Genomic DNA, 13,422 nt, shown 5'->3' on the forward strand with positions numbered 1-13,422 from the left:
CGGGTGTCACATCACAAATAACCGAGAGTCAGTTGGTATCGTGTAACGGAGTATATTTGACAGGAAAATGGTTTCTCTCATTCTTGTATTTTTTTCCTGCACACATAGGTTTCGTTTCAATTCTCCGGGGGTATGTTTGTTTCTTCCCACCGCTTCCTGATTGCTGTACCCGCCAGGTACCCGGTCGAGAACGCGGCCTGCAGGTTGTATCCCCCGGTATCGCCGTCAATATCCAGAACTTCGCCCGCAAAAAAGAGGCCCGGCACAATCTTCGACTCCATTGTCTTCCCGTTCACGCCATCGAGCGCAACGCCGCCCCGCGTGACCATGGCAACAGAATATTCTCCGAGCGCTGCGACCGTGAGGGAAAACTCCGTACAGTTTGTCACGAGGGCAGATCGAAGGCCTGCCGAGAAGTGGGCGCATTTGAGATCCTCCCCGATGCCGGAGATCTTCAGCAGCTTGCGGTTCAGCCGTTCAGGGATAGGATACTTTGCCAGGATCGTGCTCACCTGCCAGCTGGTGTTCTCCGCTGCCCGCTGTGCAAGGTCGGCTGAAAACTCCTCGCGCCGCATGGGGCTGACAAATGAGAGCCGTATCACGTCACCGGGCCGGATGTTCCGCGAGGCATCGAGGATACCGGGTCCGGACAGGCCGAGGTGGGTGAAGAGAACGTCGCCGGTATGATCACCCGTTTTTTTGTTTTCCCGCCAGACCGTAAAATGCATCTTTTCAAACGAGATGCCGGCAAGGGCCGCAAACGGGAACGGTCGGATGAGGAGCGGGGTTAACGCGGGGCCTGTTTCCGTTACCGGCTGGCCGAGCGCAGCGGCAAACCGGTACCCGTCGCCGGTTGTCCCGCACTTCGGGTAGGATGCGCCACCGGTGGTGATGACAACGGTTGCGGTGTGGTACGTTCCACTCCCGGTCGTGACCGTGAACGCATTGCCCGTACGGGCAATGCCCGTAACCGGCTCGCCGCACCGGATGACAACGCCCTGTTTCCGGCATTCGGCAAGGAGGACCTCCAGCACTTCAGGAGAGCTCCGTGATGCCGGGAAGATCTTGCCGTTCTCTTCCGTCATAACCGAAAGGCCCCGCTCCTGGAAAAAAGCGATGAGGTCCCGGTTGGTGAACGACAGGAGGGCCGGCTTTAAAAATTTTCCGTGATCCCCGTAATGGTTAATAAACTCCCGGATCTCCCCGTTATGCGTGATATTGCACTGGCCGGAACCGGCCAGCAGGAGCTTGGCCCCGGGCTGCGGGTTCTTTTCGAGAACGAGAACCCGGAGACCGGCAGCCGCAGCCTGGATTGCGCAAAAAAGGCCTGCAGGCCCGGCGCCTGCCACCACAATGTCTGATTCCCCCATACATGCCTCCTACAGATTAATGCCGGTGCATTCCAGATGAATCATTCTGTCAGGATCACCGGACCGGTGTTTCCGGTTTTCCGGTATCCGCGCGTTCTCTCTTCACGGGTCATGGCTTTCCGCTATTCTGCCCGGGCAGGCCCACAGGAACCGTATGAAAGCATATATGGTGAATCCGTCCAAGATTGCATATACGATGTCAGACGGTGCTGGCACTCCCGGAATGAAGATACCTGCAAAAGCGGCGTCGCAGGACTACGAGCTGAGATTCCGCACAATGGCAGAGCATGTTACCCTGGGAATGTTTCAGCTTTCAAGAGGTCCCGAGGGGCGTATCCTCTCGACAAATCCGGTTCTGCCAAGGCTGCTCGGGTACGAACGCGCAGAGGAGCTGATTGGGAAACGTACGCGCGACCTCGTGGTTCTTGCCGGCGATTTCGAGGATCTCACGTCAGAGATAATAACAGAGGGATCCGTATCCGGCCGGGAGATCAGCCTGAAACGAAAGGATGGATCGGCAATCTGGGTCTCGATCCAGGCCTGGAAACTCCCGATATCCGGCGACGGGGAATCAGTTATTGAAGGTTTTGCTGCCGATGTCACCGAACACCGGGTCTTTGAGCAGGAGATGCATTACCATGAATCCGAGCTGAACCGGTTTGCCCTTGCCCTTGCCCAGGCCAATAAAAAGCTCAACCTGCTCTCGAGTATCACCCGTCATGATATCCTCAACAAGCTCACCGGTCTTAAAGGATACCTTGAGCTGATGAAAGGGGAAGTTACCAATCCAACGGTCACGGAATATCTCACGGTCCAGGAAGAGATCATAGAAACCCTGGTTGTCCAGATCCAGTTCACCAAGGATTACCAGGATATCGGTATTGAGACGCCCCGGTGGTTTGACGTCAGAGAGACCATCCTCACCTCAGCTGCTGTCCTCCCGCTCTCGTCCGTAACGGTTACGGTCGAGACCGGCAGCCTCTGGATCTATGCCGACCCGCTGCTCGAGAAGGTATTCTATAACCTTATCGAGAACGCCCTCCGGCACGGGGGAAGCCTGACCCGTATCACCTTCAGGGCAGAAATTTCAAATGACTCTGCCTGCATCCTCTGCGAAGATGACGGGTGCGGCGTTCCTGAGCAGTTCAAGGAAGCGATATTTCTCCGCAAACATTTCAGGAACACCGGCTTTGGTCTCTTCCTCTCCCGGGATATTCTGGGCATCACCGGCCTTTCGATCCATGAGACTGGGGAACAGGGTCATGGAGCACGGTTCGAGATTACGGTCCCGAAAGGTTATTTCCGGACCGGGAACGTATCTTTTTAAATTCTGTTGCCTGTCGGACATGCCCCTTCCCCGGTATCTTTCCCGATCACAGGCCGGGACCCTCGCATCACGGGGGATCACGTTTCTCTGCGGAACCGTTGTTGTGACCCTGCACTCCCGTGGGCATGATTCGTACAGGGTGTATTTTTTTACCAACCCACCGGTTCCCCGGTCAAAAAAATCCTGTTAGTGGTGGTGACTTTTTGTCCGCCTGCGAAGCGCCTCGGTGTAGTGGTGGCGCAGTTCGGCTGCCTCTTCCGGGGAGAAATCCGGTTTTTTGGTTGCGTGGAGATGCTTTTCCATCTCTTTTACAATATGTTCTGCCTCGTGGAAGTCCTCAACATCGAGATATGCGGGAGACTTATTCACTTCATTGGCATGGCCGCACTGCGGGCAGAGTTTCCAGCGCTGGAAACGATCCACGTACGAGAACTTCCTGCATCCCGGGCACCGGATGATGAGGTACATGGTAATCACGTCATGCGTGTTATCCTCTTAAAAATATATCGCTTTCCGGTAAAAAGGGCCGCCGTTTATTCCCGCGGGAGCAATCCGAAACCCCTATATCGTCAGTTCTTCTCATAGAGATGTGATTATGGAACCGATTTTGGTCATGGAACAGATTCAGGTCATGGGTGTCCGGGGACTTCCCCTCATCCACGCTGGTGACAATATCGCGGCACTGGTCTGTGAAAAAATGTCGTTGCAGGAGGGAGATATCCTCTGTGTAGCCTCGACCATTTATTCTAAAGCCAAAGGTTATACCAAGAAGCTTTCCGCCATTACCGCAACAGAGCGGGCCGAGCGGCTCGGGAAGCTGAATGGCGAGGATCCCCGCTTTGTCCAGGCCGTGCTGGATGCTTCGGATGATATTATCATGGAGCATCCGTTCATCCTCTCGGAACTCGCATTCGGGCATATCGGCGTTCGGGCCGGTGTTGACCAGTCCAACATCGAAGACGGGATGGTCATCTTCCTCCCCCCCGATCCAATGAAATCCGCAGCAGAGCTCCGGGACGAGATAAAAAAGGTCAGCGGGAATGATGTCGGCGTTATCATCACCGACACCTGCGGCCGGTCCTTCCGGCGCGGCCAGACCGGTAATGCTATCGGGTGGAGCGGGTTTCCCGCGATCCGGGATTTCCGGGGCGATACCGATCTCTTCGGGCACGTGCTCAAGATAACTGAAGAAGCGGTTGTGGACGAGATCGCCGGGTTCTCCAATTTTGTTATGGGGGAGAGCAACAATGGGATTCCGGCGGTCATATTCCGAAACTGCGGAAGATGGTCGGGCCATGACAACCTGTACTTCAGCAAAGACGAGGATATCACAAAGCGGGTCCTGAAAAAGACCGCTTTTGAATAACCTGTTTTTTAAGAATTGGATAAAAAAAATTATACGGTGGTCGCGAAGATGATGTCCAGGATGTAGATGATGATCCCGATTGCTGCCGCGACTACCATGACCGCTACCGGGCTGATATGAACAGCCCGCCGGTCCTCGCTCTCGTAATAGTTGACGAGACCTGCTGAGGAGAGTAATCTTCCACCTTGCTTCTTTGCCATACAAATATATTTCGTTTCCCGGCATATAAAAAAGAGTTACCTTCTATGAAAAGCACCGAGCAGATCCTTTCCGGCCAGGCCCTTCTTGGAGAAGATCTTCTGTTTTCACCGGCTGACATTCACATCCGGGACGGAATTATCATAGCGATTGAAGAGAATCCCCGCGCCCCTCCGGTAATCCTCTGCCCGGCACTCTTCAATGCCCACACGCATCTTGGCGATACGATTGCCATGGATTGTGGAGTAACGGGAGACCTCATCTCGCTCGTCACCCCCCCGGACGGCCTGAAGCACCGGCTTCTTGCAGCAGCGTCACGCGAGGATCTTGTTGCCGGCATGCGGGAGAGCCTTGAGGGTATGGCCCGGTCCGGTACTGCCGGGTGCGCTGACTTCCGGGAAGGGGGCCGCGAGGGTGTCCTTGCCCTGCGGGACGCAGCCCGGGGCCTGCCGGTGACCCCGCTCGTCTTCGGGCGGGAAGGTGGCGAGCTGATTGCCGGGGGTCTTGGGATCAGCAGCACCCGGGATTGTGCGGACGCTGAACGGCAGGTGGGAGAGGCCCGGAAATCCGGAAAGATGGTGGCGTTCCATGCCGGCGAACGGGATTCGGAGGATGTAGACTCCGCCCTTGCCTTTGACCCCGATCTTATCATTCACGCAACGCATGCAACGAAAAAACAGCTCCGGTTCTGTGCCGAGAACGGGATCCCGATAGCGGTCTGTCCCCGGTCCAACTGGATTTTGGGTGTAACTAATACCTCCCGCCATCCTCCGATCAGGCTGATGCAGGATTGCGGCTGCCGGATCCTGCTCGGCACCGACAACGTGATGTTCGTGCCTCCCGATCTCTTCTCCGAGATGGCATTTGTGTCCGCCATATACGGGCTCGAACCCCGGGAGATTCTCCACTCCGCAGTTGACGGGTCTTTCCTCACCGGAAGCCCGTATTTTATCCGGAAGGGCGCACCTGCAAACCTGTTTGCGATCTCCTTTTCTGCATCCGCCCTGCGATTCTCGCGCGATCCGCTTGCCACGCTGGTGAAACGGGCGAATTTTGCCGATATCGGCAATAATGTTTTTAATTTACAACTCAAATAAAAAAGGCATGTTTGTTTTGGGTGATGACCATGTTTAAAACAATCCTTGTCGCAATAGATGGTTCGGAGGCCAGCCGGTGTGCATTTGACAAAGCGGTCGATATCGCAAAGGCAGGAAATGCAACGCTCCATGCTGCCTATGTTGTTGAAACCGGTTTGTTCTCATCCCTTCCTGCTGATAATACTGTCGAGATCATGTACAATGTTCTCCAGAAGGAGGGCGAAGCAGTTCTCGGGAAGGTAAAAGTTACCGCCGCAGCAAAAGGCGTTGCTTTTACCGCACATGCTCTGTCAGGCCATGCAGGAAGCGAAGTCATCACCCTCGCAGATAAGATCAAGGCGGACCTGATCGTTGTCGGCTCCCATGGAAAGAGCCAGACAGACCGTCTCCTGATTGGCAGCGTAAGCACGTTTGTTGTAACCCACAGCACGGTCTCTACCCTGGTGGTGAGATCATAACAGACCAGATTGTCAAAGACTACATGACGTCGGATGTAGTCCACGTTGATATCCCGGGAAACCGCGATGATGTCTTAAAAATTCTCAAACGCACGGGAATCTCCGGTGTTCCGGTAATCAAGAACAAGAAGATTGTCGGGATCATCACGCGAAAGGATCTGCTCAGGAAGCCCGAAGAGACCCAGCTCGGCCTTCTCATGACCTCGAAACCGGTTGTAATCGGGCCGGACATGGAACTCAAAGAAGCAGCCCGGATGCTCGTATCCCAGAGGATCCGCAGACTGCCGGTGGTTGAGGATGGGGTGCTGGTAGGTCTCCTGTCGGTAGCAGACGTCATCTCCGGCCTTGCCCAGCTCAAGAACCGCGAAGAGATCAAGGACAAGTACACGAGCAACACGTTTGCCCTCTGGGAAGAGACTCCCCTTCCGGTTGTCGGCAGGGTCATGGAGATCTCCGGCGTTGATGCAATTCCTATTCTCGATGCTGAGAACAAACTTCAGGGCATCATCTCGGAACGTGACCTGATCCGGAATTCCAGCATTGAGGATTCTGTAGGTGTATCCGATTTCTCCAACGGGACTGATGATGATGAATGGACCTGGGAGAGCATTCGCGATAACCACACCATCAGTTTTGGGATCTCCCGCGTGCAGCTTCCCAACCGGCCCGTAAAACTGGCCATGGTCAGGAACGTTGTGGCAGTCCCGCAGAATGCCGAAGTGAGCGAGTGTGCTCTCAAGATGAAACGCTCGCGTGTAGACCAGCTCCCGGTTGTGAATGGCGACAAGAAACTCGTTGCCATGCTCTTTGACCGCGACCTGATCCGGGCAATGTGCAACGACAGATCTGAATAAAAAGCGCCGGTGCCCCCTGAACGCCGGGGCGGAAAAAACCCGTCCCTGCGTCAATGCACCATTGGAAACCTTTAAATTTCCATCTATCATCTAATATTTCAGGCGCTTTTAAGAAAATTTTTTAGCGTTCATTTATTTTTAGGGTGTTACTATGCCTGAACAGGTACAGGAGTCCATGAAGGGGACGACAACCATCGGTATCGTTTTTGCCGGTGGTGTGATCCTAGCAACCGAGAAGCGGGCGACCATGGGCTACATGATCGCAAGCAAGAAAGCGAAAAAAGTATACCAGGTGGCAGACCGGATCGGCATGACCACTGCCGGCGGGGTCGGCGATGCACAGCAGCTCGCACGCATCCTCACGGTCGAGTGCAACTTATACCAGATCCGAAGGTCCCGCCCGATCACGGTCGGTGCCACGGCAACGCTCCTCTCCAATTATCTCAACCAGAACCGGTACTTCCCGTACTACGTCCAGCTCCTTGTTGGCGGCGTTGACGAGAAAGGTCCGGGCGTCTATTCGGTTGATGCAATGGGTGGTGCTACTAAGGAGGAGGAAGTTGTTGCAACCGGCTCCGGCTCCCCAATGGCATACGGTGTACTGGAGGACCGGTTCCGGCCCAATATGAGCGAGGACGAGGCGATCGAGATTGCCGTCCGCGGGCTTAAATCGGCAATGAAACGCGACGCCGGATCCGGTGAAGGAATCCACATTGTTGTAATCACAAAAGACAAGTATGAAGTCCAGAGCGAGGATATTGTGAAGAAATATCTCGCAAAGACCTCTTCATAAACTTTTTTAGGACGATTATTTCATGCAAATCGAAGAGCGGCTCAAAGAGCTAAAAGACAAGATCAACGAGAAAGTGCCCCATGGCATTACGGTGACGCAGGTAGAATTCGAAGGCCCCGAACTCGTCATTTATACTGACGACCCGAAACGGTTTGCAGACGAGGCTGACCTGATCAAGATCCTTGCCCGCGACCTGCGCAAGAGGATCGTAGTGCGGCCGACGATCCTTGAAGATCCCGAGAAGGCTTACAACGATATCAAGGCCGTTGTCCCGGAGACTGCCGGCATAACGGACATCTTTTTTGATGCTGATACCGGCGAAGTCTTAATCGAAGCAGAAAAGCCCGGTGTTGTTATCGGCAAGAACGGAACCACCCTCCGGGATATCACCCGCCATATCGGCTGGACCCCGAAAGTTGTCCGGACTCCGCCGATTGAGAGCAGCACGGTCAAGCAGGTACGGCAGTATCTCCGATCTGTCAATGAGGAACGAAAACAGTTCCTGCGGACAATCGGCCGCCGTATCCACCGCGATATTCCCGGGCGGGAAGAAGGCAAGGATGCCGTGAAGCGGGACCAGTGGCTCCGGGTCACCATGCTCGGCTGCTGCCGGGAAGTGGGCCGGGCAGCCTTCCTTCTCTCGACGCCAAACAGCAAAGTGCTCATTGACTGCGGGGAAAAACCGGATAACCAGAACGGCACCCCGTACCTGTATGTCCCGGAGATCCACCCCCTCTCCCAGCTCGATGCGGTTGTTCTCACCCACGCCCACCTTGACCACTGCGCCCTCGTTCCCCTCCTGTACAAATATGGCTATGAAGGCCCGGTCTACTCTACCCCCCCGACCCGCGACCTCTCGGCCATGCTCCAGCTGGACTACCTCGATGTGATCAACAAGGAAGACCGGAAGATCCCCTATTCCTCGCAGGATGTCAAGACCTATATCCGGCACTCCATCACCCTCAACTACGGCAGCGTCACGGACATAGCCCCCGATATCAAGCTCACGTTCCACAACGCCGGTCACATCCTTGGCTCGGCAATCGCCCATTTCCACATCGGTGACGGGATGTACAATATCGCGTTCACCGGTGACTTCAATTACAGCAAGAGCCGGCTCTTCAACCCGGCGGTCAACCAGTTTCCGCGCCTTGAAACGCTCTTCATGGAGAGCACGTACGGCGGGTCCAATGATTTCCAGCAGCCCCGGGCCGATGCCGAAGCCCGGCTCTACGAGACCGTTAACAATGTCATCCAGCGCGGCGGGAAAGTCATCATCCCGGCCTTTTCCGTTGGCCGGTCCCAGGAAGTCATGCTCGCCCTCGAAGAAGGTATGCGTCTTGAGAAGATCCCGAAAGTCAAGATCTACCTTGACGGTATGATCCGCGAGGCTACGGCCATTCACACAACGTACCCGGAGTACCTGAACACGGAACTCCGCAACCAGATCTTCCGCGAAGGCATGAACCCGTTCCTTGCCGAATGCTTCCAGCAGGTGGACTCGTCCGACCTGCGCGAGAAAGTGATGAACGGCGACCCGTGCGTCATCATCTCCACGAGCGGGATGCTCAACGGCGGCCCGGTCATGGAATATCTCCTGAATCTTGCCCAGGACGAGAAGAACGCGCTTGTCTTTGTCGGGTACCAGGCCGACGGCACGTACGGCCGGCGCATCCAGAAAGGCTGGCGCGAGGTGCCGATGGGCCGGAAGGGAACGATCACCATCAACCTCGAGATTGTCACGGTCGATGGTTTCTCCGGCCACTCCGACCGGCGGCAGCTGATGAACTACATCGGCCAGATCCAGCCCCGGCCCGAGAAGATCTTCTGTATCCACGGGGACGAGAACAACACTATCGATCTCGCCAGTTCCATCTACAAGCGGTACCACATCGAGACCCATTCGCCCATGAATCTCGAGACCTATCGTATGGTCTGACCTGATTGCAATGCGTACCCCCTTCATCCTTTTTTTCGGCATCTTTGTTGTCATGGCCCTCTCGAACGCGGTTGTGCCCGTACTTCCGGCATACGCGGATTCGTCTTCGGTCCAGGGGGCAATCTATTCCGCATACTTCCTCGGGGCCCTTGTCAGTACCCTTCCCGGGGGAATCCTCTCTGACCGCTTCGGCCGGATGACGATGATGAAGGCCGGCCTTGCAATGACGGTCATAAGCGGCATTCTCCTCACCTTTGCTCTTTTGCCCGGTCCCGTGCTCGTTCTCCGTCTGGCTGAAGGTATCGGCGCCGGGTTCTTTGTTGCTGCAGCAATGTCCTGCGTGAATTCCCGTCCCGACCACGCAAGGATGAGCGGGTATTTCATGGCCCTCTTGAATGCCGGCCTTGTTCTCGGTCTTGTCTGTTCCGGCTGGCTTTCCACGGCAATGGCATATCCCCAGGCCGGCGTCCTTGCGTTTACGTGTCTTGCAATTATCCCGGCACTCGTCAGTCTCTCCCTCCGGGATCGCGGGGAACGCGTTGCAAAAACATTTGATTATGCGTTTTTCCGCACGCTCCTCCGTGAGTACCGGTGGCTCTGGCTCTCCTCGGTCATCCTTGTCGGAATCACCGGTGTTGCGAGTTCGCTGTACCCGAAATTTTCCGGTCTCCCGGCCGATATCCTTGGGATCTGGATTGGCGGGATGAGTGTAGCGACCATTATTGCCGTCCTCCTGATCACCCGGTTTTCGCTGCCGCCGATAGCAACGATCCGTTGTTCGGCAGTTCTTATGGCCCTCGGTGCCATCCTCTCGTTCTATACGCCGCTTGGCCTCATGCTGCTTGGAGCGGTAGCGGGAATTGTGATGATCGCCCAGATGGCGTTCCTTGCCGGTATCAAAGGACACCAGGGTCTTGTCATGGGTGTCTTTTCGACAACGAGCTACCTGGGAATGGCCCTTCTCCCGGTACTTGCCGGTGTTGTTGCCGATGAAGCCGGGTTTTTCGCTGCGTTTTGTGCCGCAGCTGCCTGCGGGCTGGTTGTTCTTGTGACAATTGGCCGATGCACGTCCTGCACGAAATTATGCCGGTAATTTTCTTTTTGCGGGATCCCTTCAGTCTGCACTTCTCCCGCATATTCAGTCCGTCAAAATGGGTGTCCGGATCATGAATCTGGGGCGCGTGGTGGCGGGAAAAAACCGTCCGATCCAGTGAAAAACAATACATTCATCAGCGATCAAAGGAAAGTTCGTCATGAGATTATGCGATTGAATGTACTATTCCTGTGTCTTATCCTCGCGCTTGTCGCGGTGCCTGTAGTCTCGGCAGAGGATTCCGGAGATTGGATCCTCAAGGGCCAGAATGCGATAACGGTTGGAAATTATGACCTGGCACTCACGTATTTCAATAATGCTCTTGAGCTTGACAAGAGTTCCGCAATTGCATTGTCCGGAAAAGCAGTTGCACTCAACAACCTGGGGCAGTACGATGCAGCTCTTGCAGCCGCAGACCAGTCGCTTGCCATTCGTTCATCCGGTGCCGATGCGCTGAATGCCCGGGCATTTGCCCTCTATCATCTGGCACGATATGCTGAAGCCGTGGTTGCTTATGACAAACTCTTCGTGGTTCAGGGCAACCGTGCAGAAGCGTACTGCGCTCAGGGTTCTTCGTACATGTACCTGAATTTATCGGATATGGCCGCAGTGTCGTATACCAAATGCACGGCTCTCGACTCTGCCAACTTCGATGCCTGGAACAGCCTGGGTGTTGCGTACCTGTCCCAGAAAAAATACACAGAGGCCCTGGATGCATTCGATCACGCAACTGCAATCACGGTGAAAAGTGCCGAGGTCTGGAACAACAAGGGACTTGCCCTGGCAGGTCTTGGGAGACCAATGGATGCCACTGACTGTTTCAACAAGGCACTCGGGATCTCTCCTTCATTTGCTGATGCCCAGAAGAACAGGGCTGATATGTACGGGAAAACCCAGATGTACAATATTTCCGGGGGAACGCCAACGCCGACAATACCTCCCTGGAAACTCGCGACCTCTGCAAAAACGGTATCTCCCACCGCGACCTCCCCAGGAACCACATTGACGATTGCAACGGCAGCACCCGTTGAAACAATCAATCCTGAAATCCCTGCAACGAGTGTCCCGGTTCCCCGGAAGACAACCTATTCCCCGCTTTCTCCCGTCACCGCTCTTTGTGCCGTGATTGGTGTCAGTTTCCTTGTATTTCTCTCAAGGAAAATTCAAAAATAAAAAAAATATTCTCTTTTAGTTTTCCGCGTACCTTTTCAGGATTCCCTGGTAAATGAGCGATGCTTTTTCCAGGGCGTCAACCGTAACGCGTTCGTCTACTGCATGAAGGAGCGAGATCTCCCCGGGACCATATTCGATCACCCGGAATCCTTTAAGGCGGAGATGCCGTGCATCGCTTGCCGCCCACTGGACAATGGGGAAGGTCTTCCCCCCGTACACTTTGGCGATCTCGCTGCAGGTTATTGAAACAAGCGGACAGGACGGATCCGTGAACGACGGTTCGTTTGTCTCCGCGGAAACGACCGTTCCCCGGGGTGCATGTTCGCGTATGCGGCTTAAGAGTTTTGTAATATCGCATCCCCACGGGATCCTCATCTCGAGTTCAAGGTCGCAGTGCTGTGCTACGACATTGGATTTTTCCCCGCCATGTATAATCCCGGGATTAAACGTCAGCCGTTTGAGTATATCCCGGACCCCTTCGATATGAAACTCCTGGCTTAACACCCCGCTTGAAGCTTCAATGATCTCCTGGAGGTTTTCGTCAACCGGGTAACTGGCAGCGCTCTCCGTTTTCATGTACCCGATTAAGTCCATTGCCTCGACAATGGCACTGACCCCTACCGCCGGATAGAGGGAGCCGTGACCCGGGGTTCCGGAGAACCTCACGTCGAGCCGGGAGAGCCCTTTCTGGCCGATTGTCGGGTGACGTGTCGGGGTCGGCTCTGCTATCAGGCAGTCGCAGGGATGCAGTGCTTTCTTTGAAAGAAGATACCGTGTCCCCTGCTTCCCGCCCGTCTCTTCATCGCAGACGAATGCCAGTGAGGCCGGCAGTTCCATGCCCTGGTTCACCCGTGCCTCACAGGCAGCAAGGATCGCGGCACAGCCGCCTTTCATATCGGTTGCCCCGCGTCCCCAGACAAACCCCCCCTCTATATGGCCGGAAAACGGCGGGTGGGTCCAGGTCTCGTCCCGAGCCGGGACCACATCAACATGTCCCATGAGAAGAAGGCTGGTGGATGGATCTTCTGCAATGAGATTATGTTCATCTTTCGAGGCTTCAAAAACCTGCGAGCGGATTCCAATCCCCTCCAGGAATACCCGGATGTACTCGATGACCTCCGCAGTTGCTCCCGGCGGGTTCTCGCTGTTTATCGCGACAAGATCGGAACAGATCCGGTTAACCTGCATTCCCGCTGCACCTCATTCTGCCCTGATCTGTGAACAATACTCCCTAAAAAGGCCCGAGAGGGATGCGTCGTCATACAGGCTCTTTAAGAATTCGGGTTCGAAGAACTCGTCGATAACCGGAAAGAAGAACTCCGCGGGAAGCGGGCGCTTGCTGTCGGGATCGAGAACGATCCGGAAACTCCGGTAGCTTGCGGGGTCTTCGCTGTCGTAGATCATCTGCCAGAGGGACGGGAGACGAAGGAACCGGTCCGGCTTCTCTTTTCTGAGCCAGTTTACAAACCCGGGGAATTTCGGCCGGTCACCTTTCTTCTCCTCATCAATTCTCCAGCGCAGGTACTCTGCGCCCATAATATTTTTCGGGGATTCGTAGTGGTAGGCGTAGATGCTGGCGGTATAATCTATGTGGGCAAGAGAGTCGATGAAGTAGAAGTAAAGAACTTTGTTGAAGGACCCGGTATCGTGGAGCATTAAGGATTTCCCGTACAGGTGCTCGAGGACCGGGAGGTATTCGTTATCGTCTTCCATATCCCTTTAGTTCGCTTGGGCATTGTAAATACGTTGCCGTT

Annotated in this window: 14 protein-coding genes; 9 read left to right on the top strand and 5 right to left on the bottom strand. The window is 55.0% G+C overall.

The window, feature by feature from the left end; genetic code table 11:
* Window positions 1-116: 116 nt before the first annotated feature.
* Entirely contained in the window at window positions 117-1,370 is a 1,254-nt protein-coding gene (locus tag WC598_RS10265) for an NAD(P)/FAD-dependent oxidoreductase (protein WP_372961405.1), read from the bottom strand.
* 154 nt (window positions 1,371-1,524) lie between these two features.
* On the opposite strand from WC598_RS10265, the gene WC598_RS10270 reads away from it, so the two are divergent.
* Window positions 1,525-2,697 (top strand): ATP-binding protein, encoded by a 1,173-nt coding sequence (locus WC598_RS10270; RefSeq protein ID WP_372961406.1) that lies wholly within the window; start codon window positions 1,525-1,527, stop codon window positions 2,695-2,697.
* Between the two features lie 186 nt (window positions 2,698-2,883).
* Here the strand turns inward: WC598_RS10270 and WC598_RS10275 are convergent, their stop codons facing one another.
* Window positions 2,884-3,165, bottom strand: coding sequence for a DUF1922 domain-containing protein (locus WC598_RS10275; RefSeq protein WP_372961407.1), 282 nt, complete (start codon window positions 3,163-3,165; stop codon window positions 2,884-2,886).
* Between the two features lie 127 nt (window positions 3,166-3,292).
* Here WC598_RS10275 and WC598_RS10280 point away from each other — a divergent pair, with 127 nt between their 5' ends.
* On the top strand, window positions 3,293-4,063 hold the full coding sequence (locus tag WC598_RS10280) for a coenzyme F420-0:L-glutamate ligase (protein ID WP_372961408.1): 771 nt from the start codon (window positions 3,293-3,295) through the stop codon (window positions 4,061-4,063).
* 29 nt (window positions 4,064-4,092) lie between these two features.
* Here the strand turns inward: WC598_RS10280 and WC598_RS10285 are convergent, their stop codons facing one another.
* A complete protein-coding gene (locus WC598_RS10285) occupies window positions 4,093-4,263 on the bottom strand; it encodes a preprotein translocase subunit Sec61beta (protein WP_372961409.1) in 171 nt (56 codons plus the stop codon).
* A 45-nt stretch (window positions 4,264-4,308) separates the two neighbouring features.
* On the opposite strand from WC598_RS10285, the gene WC598_RS10290 reads away from it, so the two are divergent.
* The 7 genes from WC598_RS10290 (at window position 4,309) to WC598_RS10320 (ending at window position 11,668) form a co-directional block, all read left to right on the top strand.
* Window positions 4,309-5,358, top strand: a complete 1,050-nt coding sequence (locus tag WC598_RS10290; RefSeq protein ID WP_372961410.1) for an amidohydrolase family protein — start codon at window positions 4,309-4,311, stop codon at window positions 5,356-5,358.
* Window positions 5,359-5,387: 29 nt separating this feature from the next.
* Window positions 5,388-5,816: a universal stress protein gene (locus tag WC598_RS10295; RefSeq protein ID WP_372961411.1), complete on the top strand. Its 429-nt coding sequence runs from the start codon at window positions 5,388-5,390 to the stop codon at window positions 5,814-5,816.
* Between the two features lie 23 nt (window positions 5,817-5,839).
* A complete protein-coding gene (locus tag WC598_RS10300; RefSeq protein WP_372961412.1) occupies window positions 5,840-6,670 on the top strand; it encodes a CBS domain-containing protein in 831 nt (276 codons plus the stop codon).
* 151 nt (window positions 6,671-6,821) lie between these two features.
* Window positions 6,822-7,463, top strand: coding sequence for an archaeal proteasome endopeptidase complex subunit beta (gene psmB / locus WC598_RS10305; protein WP_372961413.1), 642 nt, complete (start codon window positions 6,822-6,824; stop codon window positions 7,461-7,463).
* A gap of 22 nt (window positions 7,464-7,485) precedes the next feature.
* Window positions 7,486-9,402 (top strand): beta-CASP ribonuclease aCPSF1, encoded by a 1,917-nt coding sequence (locus WC598_RS10310; protein ID WP_372961414.1) that lies wholly within the window; start codon window positions 7,486-7,488, stop codon window positions 9,400-9,402.
* 10 nt (window positions 9,403-9,412) lie between these two features.
* Window positions 9,413-10,495, top strand: coding sequence for an MFS transporter (locus tag WC598_RS10315; protein ID WP_372961415.1), 1,083 nt, complete (start codon window positions 9,413-9,415; stop codon window positions 10,493-10,495).
* Between the two features lie 168 nt (window positions 10,496-10,663).
* Window positions 10,664-11,668 (top strand): tetratricopeptide repeat protein, encoded by a 1,005-nt coding sequence (locus WC598_RS10320; protein WP_372961416.1) that lies wholly within the window; start codon window positions 10,664-10,666, stop codon window positions 11,666-11,668.
* Window positions 11,669-11,683: 15 nt separating this feature from the next.
* On the opposite strand, the gene WC598_RS10325 is transcribed toward WC598_RS10320, so the two are convergent.
* Both WC598_RS10325 and WC598_RS10330 read right to left on the bottom strand, forming a co-directional pair.
* Window positions 11,684-12,856 (bottom strand): M20/M25/M40 family metallo-hydrolase, encoded by a 1,173-nt coding sequence (locus WC598_RS10325; RefSeq protein WP_372961417.1) that lies wholly within the window; start codon window positions 12,854-12,856, stop codon window positions 11,684-11,686.
* A 12-nt stretch (window positions 12,857-12,868) separates the two neighbouring features.
* On the bottom strand, window positions 12,869-13,381 hold the full coding sequence (locus WC598_RS10330) for a hypothetical protein (protein WP_372961418.1): 513 nt from the start codon (window positions 13,379-13,381) through the stop codon (window positions 12,869-12,871).
* Window positions 13,382-13,422: the final 41 nt, after the last annotated feature.

The organism is Methanoregula sp. (genome assembly GCF_041645475.1).
Classification (GTDB): Archaea; Halobacteriota; Methanomicrobia; order Methanomicrobiales; family Methanospirillaceae; genus Methanoregula.